This window comes from Actinomadura keratinilytica, assembly GCF_039539665.1.
GTDB classification, from domain to species: Bacteria; Actinomycetota; Actinomycetes; order Streptosporangiales; family Streptosporangiaceae; genus Spirillospora; species Spirillospora keratinilytica.
In genome coordinates, this window is the sequence record NZ_BAABDO010000074.1 from 1 (window position 1) to 17770 (window position 17770).

Here is a 17770-nt window from a genome sequence, read left to right on the forward strand (position 1 = left end):
CTTCCTGAGCCAGGACGACAACCCGCCGCGCGCGGTCGGTGAACCTCTCGAACATGTCGTCGCTCCTCGGGCGCCGGTTCCCTCAAGGAGGGGCTTCCTCCCCTTAGGAGTGCGTACCCCGCATTCAACCCCCTGGCGTCGGCCGAACCTTCCTGCGTACGCCGCCAGCGAAAAATCCTGCGACCGGAGGCGGAGGTTCCGGCCGGGTGATCAGCCGACCGGGATCGTCCGGCTACCCGCCGGGTACGGGGCCGGGGCCGGGGCCGCGCCCGGCTCGGCGGGCAGTGTGACGGTCACCACCAGCCCGCCGCCGTCGCGCGGAACCGCGGTGACGGCGCCGCCGTGGACGCGGGCGATCGACCGCACGATCGACAGCCCGAGTCCGGCGCCCTCGGCGTCCACGACGCGGTCGCGGTTCATCCGGCGGAACGGCTCGAACAGGCCGGCGATCTCGTACGGGGGCACGACCGGCCCGGTGTTGGCCAACCTCCACCTCCACCAGGCCGTCCCCGCGGGTGCGGCTGGACACCTGCACCCAGCCGCCGTCGGGGACGTTGTGCCGGATGCCGTTCTCCACCAGGCTCTGCACGAGCCGCTCCAGCAGCAGCGCGTCCCCGGAGGTGGGCGCCTCGTCCGCCTGCTCGTGCACCCGCACCCCGGCCTCCCGGGCCTCGGCCTCCGTCTGGGCGGAGACGTGCCCCACCACGTCGGCCAGATCGACCGGGGCGCGCTCGGTGATCTCGTGGTCGGAGCGGGCGAGCAGCAGCAGGCCGTCGATCAGCCGTTCGTGCCGGGCGTTGATCTGCAGCAGGCTCTCGCCGAGCCGGCGGACGTCGGGCGAGGCGGACCGGCGGTGCATGGCCAGCTCCACCAGCGCCCGGCCGAGCGTGAGCGGGGTGCGCAGCTCGTGCGAGGCGTCGGCGACGAAGCGGCGCTGCCCGTCGAAGGACCGGTCGAGCCGCTCCAGCATGGTGTCGAAGGTGTCGGCCAGCTCCTTGACCTCGTCGTCCGGGCCGCGCAGCGCGATCCGCTCGTGCAGGCCGCGGTCGGCGGCGGGCGCGGAGGCGATGCGCCGGGCGGTCTCGGTGACGCGGTGCAACGGGGCCGGCATGCGGCCCGCGATCAGCCAGGCGAACCCGGTGGCGGCGCCGCCGACCACGGCCGGCGCCACGGCGCCCTGCGTGATCAGCGACGTGGCCGCGGCCTCGCGCAGCCGGTCGCTCTGCTCGCGGGCCAGCCGTTCCAGCTGCGACCCGTCGGTCGGCGGACCGCCCGGACCGTCGATCAGGCAGCGCTCGGACGACTGCGCCGCACCCTCGCCCGGCCCGCCGGTCCGCTGCGACGTCGTGATCACCTTCACCCGGCCTTCGGCCACCCTCTGGGTGAACAGCGCGTACGTCACGCCGAGCAGCACCACGCCCGCGACCAGGAACAGCGCGGCGTAGGTGAGGGTGAGCCGGACGCGCAGCGACATGCGCCGCGGCCGGGCGGGCCCGTCCGCCGGCGCGGGCGGCGCGGCGGGCGGCGGGGGCGGCAGCATGGTCGGCCTCATGGAATCCGGTACCCCGCTCCCTTGACGGTCTCGATGACGGGCGGTTCGCCGAGCTTGCGGCGCAGCTTGAGGATGGTGAGCCGGACGGCGCCGGTGAACGGGTCGGCGTGCTCGTCCCACACCTTCTCCAGCAGCACCTCGGCGGACACCACCGCCCCGTCGGCGCGCAGCAGCTCGGCGAGCACGGCGAACTCCTTTCGGGCCAGCGGGACGTAGCGGCCGTCCCGGAACACCCGGCGGGGTCGCGGCCGCGCGCGAGGTGGGCTGATGGCCGCCGCCGCAACGCTGCGCCCGGCCCGGCTGCGGCCGGGGGACGCGGTGAAGGTCGGCGCCGTTGGGCTGCGCACCCGCCCGCTGCGGGCGTTCCTGTCGGCGCTCGGCATCGCCGCGATGGTCGGCGTGGTGGGCATCTCCTCGTCCTCGCGCGCCGACCTGGACCGCACCCTCGCCGCGCTCGGCACCAACTTGCTGACCGTCAAGCCCGGCAGCACGCTCACCGGGGAGCAGGCGCAGCTGCCGCTGGAGGATCCGGCGATCCGCGCGTCGCGGCTGTCGCCCACCGAGGCGCTGGCCACGCCGTAGCGGCCCGCGATCCGGTCCGCCCGTCCCGCCTCCCCCTTCCCCCGGCGGGACGGGCGGACCTCGGCTCGCCGCCGCGCCCGCGGGTGCCGCCTCGGGGACGGTCGGCGCACCGTCCGGACGGCCGGGCCGCGGCTAAAAGGACGATCTTGGCGAATGGTTACATAGGCGTCCGCATCCGGTCAAGTAACACTATTCATGGTCAAGAACCGGCAGGGCGACGGCACGCCTGACCGTGCGCTGACTCGGCATTTTCGCAGTATTGCCATAGCTGGTCAGATCATTGGGCAACTTCTTCGTCTTGTGCGGGATTCCCCGGTGCCTTGAAGATCCAAGTCATTCAGGACACCTCACCCGGAGGCGCCTGACCGTGTTTGGAGGCACAGTGAGGATGCGACCCGTCCGTTCCGCCACTGTCGTCGGAGCCACCGTCATCGCCGCCGCGACCGCCCTGGCCGTCGCGCCCGCCGCCGTCGCCGCGCCCACGTCGGCCGCCCCCGCGGCGGCAAAGGCCGCCCCCGATCCCGGCGGCCTGGCCACCAGCCTGGCGAACCGGCTCGGCACCCGCTCCGCGGGCTCCTACATCGACCAGGGCACCGGCAAGCTCGTCGTCACGGTCACCGACGCCCAGTCCGCCGAGCAGGTGCGCGCGGCCGGGGCCGTCCCCCGGACGGTCGCCCGCGACGGCGCCGCCCTCAAGCGCGTCACCGACACGCTGGAGAGCTCGGTGAAGATTCCGGGCACCGCCTGGGGCGTCGACCCGGTCAGCAACCAGGTCGTGCTGAGCTACGACGACTCGGTCACCGGCGACAAGCTGGCCAAGGTCCGCAGCGCCGCCGCCAAGCAGGGCGACGCCGTCCGGCTGGAGCACGTCCCCGGCAAGTTCAACCTGCTCATCGCGGGCGGGCAGGCCATCTACGCCAGCGGCGGGCGCTGCTCGCTCGGCTTCAACGTCCGCAGCGGCAGCACCTACTACTTCCTGACCGCCGGGCACTGCACCAACATCGGCTCGACCTGGTACGCCAACTCCAGCGGCAGCACGGTGCTGGGCACCCGCGCCGGCAGCAGCTTCCCCGGCAACGACTACGGCATCGTCCGGTACACCAACAGCTCGATCTCCAAGACCGGTGACGTCTACCTGTACGGCTCCGGCTACCAGGACATCACGTCCGCGGGCAACGCCGTCGTCGGGCAGTCGGTGCGCCGCAGCGGCAGCACCACCGGCGTGCGCAGCGGCACGGTCACCGCGCTCAACCAGACCGTCAACTACGCCGAGGGCACCGTCACGGGCCTGATCCGCACCAACGTGTGCGCCGAGCCCGGCGACAGCGGCGGCCCCCTGTTCGCCGGCACGGTCGCGCTCGGCCTGACCTCCGGCGGCAGCGGCAACTGCACCATCGGCGGCACGACGTTCTTCCAGCCCGTCACCGAGGCGCTCAGCGCCTACGGCGTGAGCGTCTTCTGATCCTCGCTCCCGCAGACCGGGGCCGGGCGGGCGCACCCCGCCCGGCCCCGCGCCGTCGTCAGCCCCGCGCGGGCTCCCGCGGGACGAGGGTCATGTGGATGTCCTCGGCCGCCCACAGCACGAACCGCTCCACCGGCGTGACCGTCCGGTCCGGCACCGGCTCGAACCGGAACCGCTTGAGCAGGACGGCCAGCACCAGCTCGGCCTCCACCATGGCGAGGGTCGAGCCCTCGCAGCTGCGCGGGCCGATGCCGAACGGGATGTAGGCGAGCCTGGGCCGCCCGGCCGACGCCTCCGGCGTGAAGCGCTCGGGGTCGAACCGCTCCGGGTCGGGCCAGTACTCGGGGTTCATGTGCACGGCCCAGAACGGGTAGAAGACGGTCGTCCCGGCCGGGACGGTGTACTCGCCCAGGGTGACGTCCTCGGTGGCCTCGCGGGCGCCGTACGGCCCCGGCGGGTACAGCCGCATCGTCTCGCGGACCACCATGTCCAGATACGTCAGCCGCTTGAGGTCGGCGTACTCGGGGACGGCCCGGTCGCCGAGCACCCGGTCGACCTCCTCGGCCACCCGCTCGGCCGCGTCCGGGTGCCGCCCCAGCAGGTACAGCGTCCAGGAGATCGCGACGCCGGTGGTGTGATGGGCGGCCAGCATCGTCATCAGCACGGTGTCGCGGATGCGCGCGGGTGGCTGGCCCGCCGCCGACAGCGCCGCCACCAGGTCGCTGCGCTCGGGCGCGCCGTCAGCGCCGCCGCGGGCGCGGTGCGCCTCGAGCACCTGGTCGACGACGGAGCGCAGGTAGGCCAGCGCCTCGTCGGCGCGCCTGCGGTCCTTCTCGTCACCCTGGTACTGGCGCTCCAGATACTCGGTCAGCACGGTCTCGAACGCCGACACGACCCGTCCGGCGGTCTCGTCGTCGGCCAGGCCGCTGCCCAGCGCGTAGTGGCAGATCATGCGCAGCGACAGCTCGGCGAGGTCGTGCTGCAGCGCGATCGGGCCGCCTGCGGCGCGCTCGGCCCACCGGTCGGCCAGCTCGGTCGCCAGCGCGGTGAACCGCGCGAAGTGCGCCTCGTGCGACGGGCGCCCGGCCAGCACCGACAGCATCACCCGGCGCCACGGGATGTGCTCGTCGGCCGGGATGGTCTGCAGGTTGCCCGACTCCTGCAGCGGCGCCAGGAACTCGAACAGCTTGTCCGGACGCTTGTTGATCTTGGCGGTGGCCTCCAGCAGCACCGGGTCGGCCACCGACACCGCCCGGTCCACGCCGGGCAGCGGGAACCGCACCACGGGCCCGTATTCGGCGTGCAGTTTCAGCTGGTAGTTGTGCAGCCCGCCCGCCGCCACGATGGCCTCGGCGCCGTCGCCGTCCGGCCCCGGAATCTGCGCGAGAACACTGCCGTCACCTGGTCGCATGGCACTCCACGTCGGGGTCGCGTTCGGTATCTCCAGGATGAATCGCTATGCTTTCATGATCTCAGGCATATCGCGATGAATGTCGGTATTTCCGCAAAGCCCGTCATGCAGGCCAGGAGAGGACACTGAACACGGTCGATCCGCGGACGCCGAACGTCCCCCGCATGTACGACTACCTCCTCGGCGGCAAAGACAACTACGCCGTCGACCGGGAGGCCGTGCACGAGGTCGTCCGCCGCGCACCGGACACGCCGTACATGGCGCGCGAGAACCGCGCCTTCCTGCGGCGCGCGGTGCGGTTCCTCGCCGCGTCCGGCGTCCGCCAGTTCATCGACATCGGCTCCGGGCTGCCCACCCAGGGCAACGTGCACGAGATCGCCCACCAGGTCGCCCCCGACTCGCGCATCGTGTACGTGGACATCGACCCCGTCGTGCTGACCCACGGGCGCGCGCTGCTCGCCGGACGGCCCGGCGTGGCCGTCATCCAGGGCGACGCCCGCCGCCCCGACGACATCCTGGACGACCCCGAGCTGCGCAAGCTCGTCGACATCGACCGCCCGGTGGCCGTGCTGATGTTCGCGGTGCTGCACTTCATCGACGACGCCGACGACCCGCAGGGCATCGCCGCCTCCCTGCGCGCCGCCATGGCCCCCGGCAGCTACCTGGCCATCTCGCACGTGACCGACGACTTCGACAGCGGCGGCCGGATCCGCGACGCCGCCGCGGCCTACGACACGGCCAGCTCCCAGATCACCCTCCGCGGCCGCGCCGACGTCCTGCGCATGTTCGGCGACTTCGAGCTGGTCGAGCCGGGCCTGACCACGCTGTCGAAGTGGCGTCCCGACCCCGGCACGACCCTCCCGCCCGACGCCGACCGCCAGTGGTGCTACGCCGGGGTCGGCCGCAAACCCGGCTAGAACCCGGTTCGGCGGGCGCCCGGCGGTGATGAGAGGATCGGCGCATGAGCAGTCTGGAGACGCCCCGGTGACCGCGCTGCTGGACGTGGCCGTCGAGCGCGGCGTGGCCACGCTGACGCTGAACGACCCCGACCGCCGCAACATCATCTCCGGCGCCCTGGTCGGCGAGATCACCGCAGCGTTCGACCGGCTGGAGGCGGACGGCACGACCGCCGCCGTGGTGGTCACCGGCGCGGGCCCGGCCTTCTGCGCCGGCGCCGACCTGGCCGACCTGCTCGCCGCCGCCGACGGCGACACGTCCGGCGTCACCACCGTCTACCAGGGCTTCCTGCGGGTGGCCCGCTCGCCGCTGCCGACCATCGCGGCGGTCAACGGACCGGCCGTCGGCGCCGGGCTCAACCTCGCGCTGGCCTGCGACGTGCGGATCGCGGCCGAGTCGGCCTGGTTCGACACCCGCTTCCTGAAGATCGGCCTGCACCCCGGCGGCGGGCACACCTGGATGCTGCACCGGCTGGTCGGGCCGCAGACCGCCGCCGCGATGGTGCTGTTCGGCGACCGCCTCGACGGCCCCGCCGCCGTCGCCGCCGGGCTGGCGTACCGCTGCGTCCCCGACGCCGAACTGCTCCCCGCCGCGCAGGCCCTCGCCGCGGGCGCCCGCGACGTCGACCCCGAGCTGCTGCGCCGCACCAAGGCGTCGCTGCGGCGCGCCGGCGACGGACGCGGCCACGACCAGGTGCTCGAGGACGAGACCCGCGACCAGATGTGGTCGCTGACCCTGCCCGCCACCAAGGACCGCCTCACCGCCCTCCGCCGCAAGATCAGCGGCTGACCGGACCGGGCGGGGTCGGCCGGCCGCCGCCGAATGAAACGTTCACCGCGCGCCGCGGCCGCCCGGCCCCGGCCGCGGGCGTGTTCCCTCTGCTCAACCGGCCTGCGACGGGTGGGCGGCGCGCGCCTGCCCGAGACCGCGCGCCGTCGGCACTGTACGGCGGTGCGGCGCGTGCCTAGCTTCGTGGGTGCTCTGGCCGTCGGCGGGTGGACCCGGCCTGTGGCGCGTTCATCTGCACCCCGACTCCGCAAGGAGGACATCCGGATGAAACCCTCCCTCCGGTCCTGGGCCGTCGCGGTGGCGGCGGCCCTGGCGTCGCTGCTCGCCTCGACGCTCGTGACCGCCGCCCCCGCCCGCGCGGCAGCGGGGCTGCATGTCAGCGGAACGGACATCGCCGAGTCCAACGGCAACCGGTTCATCATGCGCGGCGTCAGCCACGCCCACACCTGGTACACCTCGCAGACCCGCGCCTTCGCCGACATCAAGGCACTGGGCGCCAACACCGTGCGGGTGGTGCTCAGCGGCGGGCGCTGGACCGCCAACGGGCCGTCCGACGTCGCCAACGTCATCGAACTGTGCAAGCAGAACCGGCTCATCTGCGTCCTGGAGAACCACGACACCACCGGCTACGGCGAGCAGGACGGCGCCCGCACCCTCGACCAGGCCGTCGACTACTGGCTGAGCCTGCGCGAAGTGCTGGTCGGCCAGGAGGACTACATCGTCATCAACATCGGCAACGAACCCGTCGGCAACAACCCCGTGACACCGGACTGGACGACCGCCACGTCCAACGCCATCCAGCGGCTGCGCGACGCCGGTTTCGACCACCTGCTCATGGTGGACGCGCCGAACTGGGGCCAGGACTGGCAGTTCACCATGCGCGACAACGCCCGGACCGTCTTCGCCGCCGACCCCGACCGCAACACCGTCTTCTCGGTCCACATGTACGGGGTGTTCGACACGGCCGCCGAGATCACCGACTACCTCGCCCGGTTCCGCACCGCCGGGCTGCCGCTGGTGATCGGCGAGTTCGGGTTCGACCACTCCGACGGCGACCCGGACGAGGACACCGTCATGGCCGAGGCCCAGGCGCGCGGCGTCGGCTACATCGGCTGGTCGTGGAGCGGCAACGGCGGCGGCGTCGAATACCTCGACATGGTGGCGAACTTCGACCCGTCGCAGCTCACCGGCTGGGGCCAGCGGATCTTCAACGGCGCCGACGGCATCCGGGCGACGGCCCGCGAGGCCACGGTCTACAGCGGCGAGAACCCGGACACCACGGCGCCCACCGCGCCCGGCGCCCCGACCGCGTCCGACATCACCGCGACCAGCGCCACGCTGACCTGGTCCGCCTCCACCGACACCGGCGGCTCCGGCCTGGCCGGTTACGACGTCCACCGGGCCGACGGCACCCTCCTCGGGCAGACCGCCACCGCCTCCGTCACCCTCACCGGCCTCACCCCCGCCACCCGCTACGAGGTGTACGTGCGGGCCCGCGACTTCGCGGGCAACCGGTCCGCGCCGTCGCCGACCGCGACGTTCACCACGGCCGAGGGCGGCATGGGCGCCTGCCGCGTCGCCTACACCGTCAACGCCTGGAACGACGGCCTGGTCGCCAACATCAAGATCACCAATACGGGCGACACGGCCGTCAACGGCTGGTCCCTGGCCTTCACCCTGCCCGCGGGCCAGACCATCACCTCCGGGTGGGGCGCGACCTACTCCCCGGCCTCCGGCCGCGTCACCGCCACCAACGTGTCGTACAACGCCGCCATCCCCGCCCAGGGGTCGATCGACATCGGCTTCCAGGCCACCCACACCGGCGACCCCGCCGAGCCCGGCGCCTTCACCCTGAACGGCTTCACCTGCGAGACCGCCTGACCCGGCAGCACGGCCGCCGCGCGCCCTCGCCGAGGACGCGCGGCGGCTTGCGCATTCGGGCGCCATGTCGCGAATGTGCAGGTCACCGGGGCTCGGCGGCTATGGTCGAAGCCGCTGCGCGAGCCGGGAGAGGGCGGAGGCGGGGATGGTGACGATCCGGACGTTCACCGAACGGGACCGGCCGGAACTGCACGCCCTGTACGCGCGCGCCGCGGCCGGCTCACCCAGCGGTTCGCTGTGGGGCCACGACGAATCCGAGGCGGCGGTCTACCTCAAGCCGTACATGGACCTGGAGCCCGGCTCGCTGTTCCTGGCGATCCGGCACGGCCGCGTCGTCGGCTACCTGGCCGGCTGCCTGGACAGCGCGGCGTTCCCCAGCGAGGTCGCCCGCGTGGAAGGGGCCATCAGGCGGTACCGCCCGTTCCTGCGCCCGCGGTCGGCGCGGTTCTTCGCCCGCAGCCTCGCCGACCTGGCATGGGCCGCGGCGCGGCGGACACCGGTCGCCGGCGACTTCCACGACGCCCGATGGCCCGCGCACCTGCACATCAACGTGATCCCCGAGGCCCGCGGCACCGGTGCCGCCGACCGCCTCATGGACCACTGGCTGGAGCGCGTCTCCGGACACGGCGCCGGAGGCTGCCACCTGCAGACCGTGGCCGAGAACACCCGCGCCGTCCGCTTCTTCAGACGGAAGGGCTTCGTCGAACACGGCCCGGCGCCCGTCATCCCGGGCCTGCGCTACCAAGGCCGCCGCGTCCATCAGCGCACCATGGTGTGGACCCCCTGACCAGAGCTGGTCGGCGAACGCATCTTCTGCCGCAGGAAATGGCCGAAAGCGGTTACGGGCCACATCCGGTCGAGGGGGCCGGACGGTGCGGCGCCGCAGGCCAAGATCAAAATGCCGTGCCGCGGAAAAGAGCGCGGGCCGCCGCGCCGATGGACCTTTCCGGCGGCGCGGTCTTGCCCGGGTGAGCGAACCAATCTACCTTCATCATGATCGTGAACCGCGCCTGATCGGCGAAGGTGACGGTCCCAGCAGGGCACCCCGACCGGGGTCGGCGAGAGGCGCGCCGTGGTGGAGATCCTCGTCCTGGGCGATCTGGTGGTCCGCAGCGAAGGCCGGCCCGTCCCGCTGCCGGGGCCGAGCGTGCGCGCCCTGCTCGGCGTGCTGACGCTCACCCCGGGCGAGGTCGTCGGCGAGGAGCGGCTGCTGACGCTGGCCTGGGGAGCCGACAAGGGGACCCGGCGCGGGCTGCAGTGCGCCGCGCACCGGCTCCGGCGGTGGCTGCGCGATGTCGCGGGGACGGCCTGCAGCCTGGAGCACACCGGGGCCGGATACCGGCTCGCCGTCCCGGACGACGCCGTCGACATCGCCCGGTTCACCCGGCGGGTGCGGGAGAGCGAGACGGCGGCCGACCCGCGGCGGCGCCTGTCGCTGCTGGCCGCCGCGCTCGGCGAGTGGCGCGGGCCGGTGCTGGGCGGCCGGTCCGAAGGGTTGGACGCCGACCCCGTCGTCTGGGCGGTCGAGCAGGCGCGGGTCGACTGCGCGGCGGCCCTCGCCGACCTGGCGTGCCGGCTGGGCCGCCAGGCCGAGGCCGTGCCGCTGGTGCGGGAGGTCGCCGCGGCCGCGCCCTACGACGAGCCGCTGCAGGCCGCGCTCGTCCGGCTGCTGACGACGGCCGGACGGCCCGCCGAGGCCCTGCGCCAGGTCGAGCGGGTGCGGCGGCGGCTGGCCGACGAGCTGGGCATCGCCCCGTCCGCGGAGATCCGCAGCGCCCATGCGGCCGCGCTGCGGGGCGGCGGGCGCCTGCGGCCCGTGCCCCGGCAGCTCCCGCCGGACGTGCCGGACTTCACCGGCCGCGCCGCGGAGGCCGCCGCGATCAGCGAGCCGATGCTGACCGCCCGGCGCGGCCCCCTCGTCTTCGTGATCACCGGGATGCCCGGAATCGGCAAGACCGCGCTGGCCGTGCACGTCGCGCACCGCACGGCCGCGCTGTTCCCCGGCGGGCAGCTGTACGCCGTGCTGCGCGGCCCGGACGGCCGCCCCGCCGACCCGTGCGACGTCCTCGGCCGGTTCCTGCGCGTCCTCGGGGCCGACGCCGCCGCCATTCCCGCCGCGCTCGACGACCGCGCCGCGCTCTACCGGTCGCTGACGGCCGACCGCGGCGTCCAGGTGATCCTCGACGACGCCGTGGACGAGGCCCAGGTGCGCCCGCTGATCCCCGGGTCGTCCGGCTCCGCCGTGCTGGTCACCGGACGCACCTTCCTCGGCGGTCTCGCCGGGGCCCGCCAGATCCGGCTGACCGGCCTGGACGGGCCGGACGCGGTCCGGCTGCTCGGCCGGGTCAGCGGCCGCGACGGCCTGGCCGACGACCCGGCGGCGGCGCGGATCGTCCGGTTCTGCGACCGCATCCCGCTGGCCGTGCGCGTCGCCGGGGTGCGCCTGGCGGCCCGGCCCGCGCTGAGCCCCGCCCGGCTGGCCGCCGCCCTGCGCGACGAGGACCGCAGGCTGGACGGGCTGGAGGTGCACGGGCTGGCCGTCCGCCCCGGCCTGGACGCCGCGTACTGTGCCCTGGACGCGGCGCCGCGCCGCGCGTTCCGGCTGCTCGGCCTGCTGCGCACGCCCGACTTCGCCGCGTGGACGGCCGCCGCCCTGCTCGACGTCCCGGTGCACACGGCGACGGCGCACCTGGAGACGCTCGCCGACGCGGGCCTGCTCGACCCGCTCGGGGACGACGCCGCCGGGCAGCCCCGCTACGGCCGCTGCGACCTGCTGCGGCTCTACGCCGCCGAACGCGTCCGCGCCACCGAGCCGCGCCCGGCGCGGGACGCGGCCGTGCGGCGGATGCTCGGCGGATGGCTGTACCTGCTCGAGGAGATCGGGGCCCGGTTGTTCGGCACGTCCGCGCGCACCGCCGGACCGGCACGCGCGGCCGGCCACCGCGTTCCGCTGCCGGAATGCCCCGACGCCTGGTACGACGCCGAGGCCGACGCGGTGCGCGCGGCGCTGGAGCAGGCGTGGGAGCACGGCCACGACGACCTGACGGTGGCGCTGGCCGGCGCCGCGCTGCCGTTCCTGACCCGGCTCGGCCGCGACGACGAGCGCCGCCGCGTGCTGCGCATGGGCCTGGCCGCCGCCGACCGCGGCGGCGACCGGACGAGCCGCCGCGCCCTCCTCGGCATGCCCGCCTGACCCGCCCCGTATCACACCTTCGACCTGGGGGGTTCGCGTGCCGGCGGGCTGAGAGCGAACTGAGAGCGGAGCGAAAGCGCCGATCGGCGATGCTGCAGCCGTGATCGAAAACGCTGGTCCGACGGACTCCAGGCCCACCGATCCGCCGGCGTTCCTGCGTTTCGATCCACCGGAACTGCAGGACGGCTCGCTCATCGTACGCGGTGTCCCCGCGCGGCTGCGCGAGCAGCGGCGGCTGGCCCCCGGCGCGCCCCTCGGCTACCTGTACCAGCAGGCCGGCGAGGACGAGCCGGAGCACGACCTGGCGTTCACCGCCGGGCACTACGACGAGGTCGAGCTGGTCTGGCGGTTCTCCGGAGAGGTGACCGGGATCGCCGGGATCACCGAGCCCTTCGCCGGGCCGCCGCCCGGCGAGGAGCCGGCGCGGCCCGGCGCGGGCGCCCCGGGCTCCGGCGGCCCGCCGTCACCTCCGTCGTCCCCGGAACGTCCGCCGGAGACCCCGGCGGGGAAGGGAAGTCACTGATGTCCCACACCCTCACCAGGGAGCCGCTGCAGACGGCTCTGTCCTTCATCGAAGGGCACCGCATCGAACCGCGGCCGCCGGTCGACCCGCGCAAGCAGCCGCTGGCCTACCTGTACTCGCACTGGGACGGCTACCCGGCCAAGCCGGAGGAGGGCCACTACGACGAGGAGACCCAGACCTGGGTCTTCCCGCCCGGCTCGATCACCGCCGGCGTCGCCACCAACACCAACACCAGCTGCTACCAGGGCAGCGACAAGTGCAGGGACGACACCTGCTCATGACGTCGACGGCCCCCCGGGTCCTCATTCTGACCCAAGAGTTCGACCCCACGGTCGACCCGGTGATCCAGACCCTGTCGGCCCGGGGAGCCGAGGTCGTCCGCGTCGACCTCAGCTACTTCCCGCGCCGGCTGACGTTCACCACCTCCGACTTCGACGGCCGCCGCCGCATCATGCGGCACGGCGACCGCGAGGTCGACCTGGACCGGCTGACGTCGGTGTGGTACCGCCGTCCGACCGCGTTCCAGTTCGACCCGGAGATGGGCGAACCGGAGCGGCTGTTCGCCCGCAAGGAGGCCATGCAGGCCATCGGCGGCATCCTGCGCGCCACCGACTGCCTGTGGGTGAACCGGCCCGACATCGACGCGGTCGGCGAGCTCAAGCCGTACCAGCTGGAACTGGCCCGGCGGGTGGGGCTGCGCACGCCGCGCACCCTGCTGACCAACGACCCGGCGGAGGTCGCCGCGCTGGTGGAACGCTCCGAACGGCCGATCGTGTACAAGTCGCAGATCGGCGGGGTGATCCACTATCCGGGCGCGTTCCCCGGCGGGCTGCTCACCGCCGTGGTCGGCGACGAGATCCACGAGCATCTCGACCGGGTCGGCCACACCATGTGCATGTTCCAGGAGTACGTCGACAAGGCCTACGAGGTGCGGTTGACCGTGCTCGGGAACACCTACTTCCCGGTCGTGATCGACTCGCAGCGGGACGACCGGACGGCGGTGGACTGGCGGGGCGCCTCGGGCGAGGTCGGCTCGCTGCCCTACGGCGACTACCGCCCGCTGCCCGAGGACGTCGTCAAGAAGACCCAGGAGCTGCTGACCGAGCTGCGCGCGGTGTACGCCGCCGTGGACTTCATCGTCACGCCCGAAGGGGAGCACGTCTTCCTGGAGGTCAACCCGGCGGGCCAGTTCATGTGGATGCAGCACGACCTGGGCCTCGACCTCGGCGACCACATGGCCGAGCTGCTGATGCGCGGCGGGCCGTTCACACGGGGAGAGGTGACGCAGATCGGCTACTAGCGACGTGCCGTCCTACCTGGCGGCGGGCGCGCAGGCGGTCGTCGCGGTGACGTTCGCGTTCTCGGCGGCCGCCAAGCTCTCCGGCCGGGCCGCCTACGCGGACTTCCGCCGCTGGCTGTCGACCGGCGCCGGGGTCCCGCGGCGCGCCGCGGGACCCCTGGCGGCGGTGATGGTGACCGCCGAGGCGGCGACGGCGGTCGCCGCGGCGGTCCCGGCGCTCGCCGTCGCGGCGACGGCGGCGGCGACGCTGCTGATGGCGGTGTTCACCGTCGCCGTCGCCCGGATGGTGCGCAACCGGGTCCGGGTGCCGTGCCGCTGCTTCGGCGCGGGACGGCGCCCGCCCGGCGCCGTCCACCTGGTGCGCAACGTGATCCTGCTGCTGGTCGCGGCGGCGGGCGCCGTCCTGGCCGCCGCGGCCGGACCGCCGCCGCCGGGGCAGACCCTCGCCCTCACCGTGATCGCCGGCGCGGCGGCCGCGCTGCTGCTGATCGACCTGGAGGAGCTGGTGTTCCTGGTGCGGCCCGTCCGGTCCGGGCCGCCGTCCCGATAGCCGCGACGTTTCCGTGAGGAGGCCGCATGTCGTACGCGACGGCCGCGGTGACCACCGTCGGCGCGCTGTGCCTGGTCAACATGGTGCTGCTGCTGGCCGTCATCCGCCGGCTCGGCGAGCACACCCGGCTGCTGGCCGACGGGCGCCCGCGCGGGCCGGCGGAGCCCGCGCCGCTGGACGTCGCGCCCGGCACCCGCGTCGGCGAGTTCGCGGTGACCGCCGCCGACGGCGGCCTGGTGACGCGGGACGACCTGACCGGCACGACCCTCATCGGCTTCCTGGCGCCCGGCTGCCCGCTGTGCGAGGACAGCGTGCCCGGGTTCCTGGAGCGCGCGCAGGCGGCGCCCGGCGGCCGCGACCAGGTCCTGGCCGTGGTGCTGGGCGCCTCCGCCGGGGTCGGCGAGCTGTGCGAACGGCTCGCTCCGGTGGCGCGGGTGCTCACCGAGAGCGAGGAGGGGGGACCGCTGGTGCGCGCCTTCGGGGTGGGCGCGCTGCCCGCGTACGGCGTGCTGCGCGACGACGTGATGGTCGCCAGCTACGCGCTGCCCGACCGCATCCCCGACCTGGCGTCCGCATGACCCGCGACCGGGCGGCCCCGCGCCACCTGGCGTCGGCGGTCGGGCTGGCCTGGGCGTCGGGCCCCGCCCGGCTGCTGGCGCGCGTCGCCCTCGCCGTGGTGGCCAGCGCCCTGCCGGTGCTGGTCGCCTGGCTGACCAAGGTGGTGCTCGACCGGCTCGCCGTCCCCGGATCGCCGCTGCTGGTCCCGGTCCTGGCGCTGGGCGCGGCGGGGGTGGCCGCCGCGCTGGTGCCCCAGCTGCTGCGGTACGTCGAGGGCGAGCTGGGACGGGCCATCGACCTGACGGCGCGCGCCCGCCTCTACAAGGCCGTCGCCGCCATGCCCGGCCTGCGCCGGTTCGAGGACCCGCACTTCCACGACCGGCTGTCGCTGGCCGCCGACACGGGCCCGACCGGCCCGTCCGAGGTGGTCGACGGCGGCCTCGACGGCGTCCAGGGCCTGCTGATGGTCACCGGGTTCCTCGCCACCCTCGCCGTGCTGAGCCCGTGGATGCTGGTGCTGGTCGCGGCGACGGGCGCCGTCGCGCTGCACGGGCAGATCCGGCTGAGCCGCTTCCGGGCGCGCATGCTGGCCGACCTGGGCCACGCCACCCGCCGCGAGCTGTTCTACTCGCAGCTGCTCACCAGCCTCGGCGCCGCCAAGGAGGTGCGGCTGTACGGGCTCGGCGCCCTGTTCGGCGGCCGCATGCTCGCCGAACTGCGCTGGATCAACGCCGCCCGGCGCCGCATGGGCCGCCGCGAGCTGCTCGTCCAGGGGGCGCACGGGCTGCTGGGCGCCCTGGTCGCCGCCGGCGGGCTGGTGTGGGCGGTGCACGCGGCCCGCGCCGGACGGCTCACCATCGGCGACGTGTCGGTGTTCGTCGCCGCCGTCGCGGGCGTCCAGGACGGCCTGACCATCGTGACCAGCAGCGCGGGCCGGCTGCACGAGGCCATGCTGCTGTTCGGGCACTACCGGCACGTCGTCGACGCCGGGCCCGACCTGCCCGCGCCGTCCCGCCCCCGCGCGGTCCCCCGGCTGCGCGAGGGCATCGAGCTGCGCGACGTGTGGTTCCGCTACGGCGACGACCTGCCGTGGGTGCTGCGCGGCGTCACCCTCACCATCCCCGCCGGGGAGGCCACCGCGCTCGTCGGGCCCAACGGCGGCGGCAAGAGCACCCTGGTCAAACTGCTGTGCCGCCTGTACGACCCGACCCGCGGCGCCATCCTGTGGGACGGCGTGGACCTGCGGGACCTGCCCGTCGAGGAGCTGCGCCGCCGCATCGGCACCGTCTTCCAGGACTTCATGGCCTACGAGCTGAGCGCCGCCGACAACATCGGCGTCGGCGACCTGGCCGCGCTGGACGACCGCGCCCGCATCGAGGCCGCCGCCCGCCGCGCCGGATGCCACGACGCCCTGGCCGCGCTGCCGCGCGGCTACGACACGATGCTGTCGCGGACGTTCGAGTCGCCGCTGTGGGAGGACCCGGGCACCGGGGTGCTGCTGTCGGGCGGCCAGTGGCAGCGCGTGGCCATCGCCCGCGCCCTGCTGCGCGACGACACCGACCTGCTCATCCTGGACGAGCCCAGCTCCGGCCTGGACGCCGAGGCCGAGCACGAGGTGCACCGGAACCTGCGCGACCACCGCACCGGCCGCACCAGCCTGCTGATCACGCACCGGCTCAGCACCGTCCGCGACGCGTCCACGATCGTGGTGCTGGACGGCGGCACGGTCATCGAGCGGGGCACCCACGACCAGCTGCTCGACCGGAACGGCACCTACGCCCGCCTGTTCACGCTCCAGGCCGACGGCTACCGCGACGCCGCCGACGACGCATCCACCTTCACGACGACCTGACCGACCATGCAGGCGTCCGGTGGCGGTGCGGGCCTGAGCCGGTGCGGGGACGTCTCGGTGGATGTTCGCGCATCGGCGGTCGCCGCTACTGTTCGGCGGCGCGGCGGGCGCGGGCGCGGCGCTTCCCCTCGTGCATGGCCTGCACGCGGGCCACCGGGATGGCGCGGCCCTCCTCCACCAGGTCGGCGCCGAGCGGTTGCGGCGCGGGCATCAGCCGCGTCCACGGGTCCCGGTCGGCGACCAGAGGCGCGGCCGTGCGCAGCGTGAAATCGCCGGGGGCGACGTCGCCCAGTTCGTCCCACGGCACGGGGAACGACACCGGTGCGTGCGGACGGACACGCGGGCTGTAGGCGGCCGCGACGGTCGCCGCGCCGGCGCGGGTGGAGTCGATGAACACCTTGCCCGCACGGTCCTCGCGGATGAACGCCGTCGTGGCCAGCGCGGGGTCGAGCCGTTCGGCGCGCGCGGCCAGCGCGCGGGTCGCGGCCGCGGCCTCCTCCACCGTCGCCCGCGCCACCGGCACGAACACGTGCACGCCCTTGGAACCGCTCGTCTTCACCGCTCCCGCCAGGCCGGAGTCGGCCAGCGCCTGCCGGACGAGACGAGCGGTGCGGACGGCCAGGCCGAACGAGTCCCCGTCCGGCGGGTCGATGTCGAGCACCAGATGCGTGGGCTCGTCCCAATGCCCGACGCGCACCAAAGGCAGGTGGTATTCCACGGCGCGCTGATTGGCGAACCACAGCAGCGTACGGCGGTCGTTGCACAGCGCGTACGTCACCTCGCGCCTGGACGACTCCGCCCACAGCCGTATCCCCGGCACCCACGGCGGGGTGTATTTCGGCAGGTTCTTCTGCATGAACGGGGCCTGGCCGCGCAGCACCCGCACGACCGACAGCGGCCGATCCGCCAGGTGCGCCACGAACCGCTCCCCGATGGCGTCCAGGTAGTCGACCAGGTCGCGCTTGGTCGCCTCCGCCCCCTCGAACAGAGGCTGGTCGAGGTTGGTGAGCGGAACCCCGTCGCGGACCTCACCGCCGCCCATGCCGACCACCTCCCGGACGGGAGATACCTCGCGCGGCGGTGTTCATGCATCGCCTCCGCGCGAAGGCGACCGCTCAGGCGCGGTCGCGGCGGAGGCGCGGACAGTCCCGCAAGGCCGG

Annotated in this window: 16 protein-coding genes and 2 pseudogenes; 13 read left to right on the forward strand and 5 right to left on the reverse strand. The window is 74.4% G+C overall.

Features of this window, described 5'->3' with window-relative positions; genetic code table 11:
- Positions 1-210: 210 nt before the first annotated feature.
- The 3 genes and pseudogenes from ABD879_RS21405 to ABD879_RS21415 form a co-directional block, all read right to left on the reverse strand.
- Complete coding sequence (locus ABD879_RS21405) at positions 211-465, reverse strand: sensor histidine kinase (protein ID WP_345023295.1); 255 nt, start codon at positions 463-465, stop codon at positions 211-213.
- 337 nt (positions 466-802) lie between these two features.
- A pseudogene (locus ABD879_RS21410) lies at positions 803-1552 on the reverse strand (histidine kinase dimerization/phospho-acceptor domain-containing protein); the annotation flags it as partial.
- Positions 1549-1800 (reverse strand): annotated as a pseudogene (locus ABD879_RS21415) (winged helix-turn-helix domain-containing protein); the annotation flags it as partial. The pseudogenes ABD879_RS21415 and ABD879_RS21410, both read right to left, overlap by 4 nt.
- 19 nt (positions 1801-1819) lie before the next feature.
- Here ABD879_RS21415 and ABD879_RS21420 point away from each other — a divergent pair.
- Both ABD879_RS21420 and ABD879_RS21425 read left to right on the forward strand, forming a co-directional pair.
- Positions 1820-2134, forward strand: coding sequence for a hypothetical protein (locus tag ABD879_RS21420; protein ID WP_345023330.1), 315 nt, complete (start codon positions 1820-1822; stop codon positions 2132-2134).
- A 388-nt stretch (positions 2135-2522) separates the two neighbouring features.
- Entirely contained in the window at positions 2523-3596 is a 1074-nt protein-coding gene (locus ABD879_RS21425; RefSeq protein ID WP_345023326.1) for a S1 family peptidase, read from the forward strand.
- A gap of 58 nt (positions 3597-3654) precedes the next feature.
- Here the strand turns inward: ABD879_RS21425 and ABD879_RS21430 are convergent, their stop codons facing one another.
- The gene (locus ABD879_RS21430; RefSeq protein ID WP_345023296.1) at positions 3655-5007 is read right to left on the reverse strand and encodes a cytochrome P450; all 1353 of its coding nucleotides are present in this window, start codon (positions 5005-5007) and stop codon (positions 3655-3657) included.
- Between the two features lie 125 nt (positions 5008-5132).
- On the opposite strand from ABD879_RS21430, the gene ABD879_RS21435 reads away from it, so the two are divergent.
- The 11 genes from ABD879_RS21435 to ABD879_RS21485 all read left to right on the forward strand — a co-directional run bounded on the left by ABD879_RS21435 (position 5133) and on the right by ABD879_RS21485 (position 16610).
- Positions 5133-5924 (forward strand): SAM-dependent methyltransferase, encoded by a 792-nt coding sequence (locus ABD879_RS21435; protein WP_345023327.1) that lies wholly within the window; start codon positions 5133-5135, stop codon positions 5922-5924.
- 67 nt (positions 5925-5991) lie between these two features.
- Positions 5992-6753 carry an enoyl-CoA hydratase gene (locus ABD879_RS21440; RefSeq protein ID WP_345023297.1) on the forward strand — a complete coding sequence of 254 codons (762 nt, stop codon included), beginning with the start codon at positions 5992-5994 and terminating at the stop codon, positions 6751-6753.
- Positions 6754-7017: 264 nt separating this feature from the next.
- Positions 7018-8634: a cellulase family glycosylhydrolase gene (locus ABD879_RS21445; protein WP_345023298.1), complete on the forward strand. Its 1617-nt coding sequence runs from the start codon at positions 7018-7020 to the stop codon at positions 8632-8634.
- A gap of 145 nt (positions 8635-8779) precedes the next feature.
- On the forward strand, positions 8780-9421 hold the full coding sequence (locus ABD879_RS21450) for a GNAT family N-acetyltransferase (RefSeq protein ID WP_345023299.1): 642 nt from the start codon (positions 8780-8782) through the stop codon (positions 9419-9421).
- A gap of 288 nt (positions 9422-9709) precedes the next feature.
- A complete protein-coding gene (locus tag ABD879_RS21455) occupies positions 9710-11827 on the forward strand; it encodes an AfsR/SARP family transcriptional regulator (protein WP_345023301.1) in 2118 nt (705 codons plus the stop codon).
- Between the two features lie 100 nt (positions 11828-11927).
- Positions 11928-12350, forward strand: a complete 423-nt coding sequence (locus ABD879_RS21460; RefSeq protein WP_345023302.1) for a hypothetical protein — start codon at positions 11928-11930, stop codon at positions 12348-12350.
- Positions 12350-12631, forward strand: a complete 282-nt coding sequence (locus ABD879_RS21465; protein WP_345023303.1) for a hypothetical protein — start codon at positions 12350-12352, stop codon at positions 12629-12631. Before ABD879_RS21460 ends, ABD879_RS21465 begins: the two co-directional genes overlap by 1 nt.
- On the forward strand, positions 12628-13650 hold the full coding sequence (locus ABD879_RS21470; protein ID WP_345023304.1) for an MvdC/MvdD family ATP grasp protein: 1023 nt from the start codon (positions 12628-12630) through the stop codon (positions 13648-13650). Before ABD879_RS21465 ends, ABD879_RS21470 begins: the two co-directional genes overlap by 4 nt.
- A gap of 4 nt (positions 13651-13654) precedes the next feature.
- Entirely contained in the window at positions 13655-14200 is a 546-nt protein-coding gene (locus ABD879_RS21475) for a MauE/DoxX family redox-associated membrane protein (RefSeq protein WP_345023305.1), read from the forward strand.
- Between the two features lie 26 nt (positions 14201-14226).
- Entirely contained in the window at positions 14227-14778 is a 552-nt protein-coding gene (locus ABD879_RS21480) for a TlpA family protein disulfide reductase (protein ID WP_345023306.1), read from the forward strand.
- A complete protein-coding gene (locus tag ABD879_RS21485; RefSeq protein WP_345023307.1) occupies positions 14775-16610 on the forward strand; it encodes an ABC transporter ATP-binding protein in 1836 nt (611 codons plus the stop codon). The genes ABD879_RS21480 and ABD879_RS21485 overlap by 4 nt, the downstream gene beginning before the upstream one ends.
- An 85-nt stretch (positions 16611-16695) precedes the next feature.
- Here ABD879_RS21485 and ABD879_RS21490 read toward each other — a convergent pair whose 3' ends face one another.
- A complete protein-coding gene (locus tag ABD879_RS21490; RefSeq protein WP_345023308.1) occupies positions 16696-17652 on the reverse strand; it encodes a DNA polymerase domain-containing protein in 957 nt (318 codons plus the stop codon).
- Positions 17653-17770: the final 118 nt, after the last annotated feature.

Bases quoted from the DNA above. Each gene is read 5' to 3' on its own strand.
- ABD879_RS21485 (WP_345023307.1), top strand. From the start codon at position 14,775: ATGACCCGCGACCGGGCGGCCCCGCGCCACCTGGCGTCGGCGGTCGGG.
- ABD879_RS21450 (WP_345023299.1), top strand. From the start codon at position 8,780: ATGGTGACGATCCGGACGTTCACCGAACGGGACCGGCCGGAACTGCAC.
- ABD879_RS21420 (WP_345023330.1), top strand. From the start codon at position 1,820: ATGGCCGCCGCCGCAACGCTGCGCCCGGCCCGGCTGCGGCCGGGGGAC.
- ABD879_RS21430 (WP_345023296.1), bottom strand. From the start codon at position 5,007: ATGCGACCAGGTGACGGCAGTGTTCTCGCGCAGATTCCGGGGCCGGAC.
- ABD879_RS21490 (WP_345023308.1), bottom strand. From the start codon at position 17,652: ATGGGCGGCGGTGAGGTCCGCGACGGGGTTCCGCTCACCAACCTCGAC.
- ABD879_RS21480 (WP_345023306.1), top strand. From the start codon at position 14,227: ATGTCGTACGCGACGGCCGCGGTGACCACCGTCGGCGCGCTGTGCCTG.
- ABD879_RS21445 (WP_345023298.1), top strand. From the start codon at position 7,018: ATGAAACCCTCCCTCCGGTCCTGGGCCGTCGCGGTGGCGGCGGCCCTG.
- ABD879_RS21470 (WP_345023304.1), top strand. From the start codon at position 12,628: ATGACGTCGACGGCCCCCCGGGTCCTCATTCTGACCCAAGAGTTCGAC.
- ABD879_RS21465 (WP_345023303.1), top strand. From the start codon at position 12,350: ATGTCCCACACCCTCACCAGGGAGCCGCTGCAGACGGCTCTGTCCTTC.
- ABD879_RS21425 (WP_345023326.1), top strand. From the start codon at position 2,523: ATGCGACCCGTCCGTTCCGCCACTGTCGTCGGAGCCACCGTCATCGCC.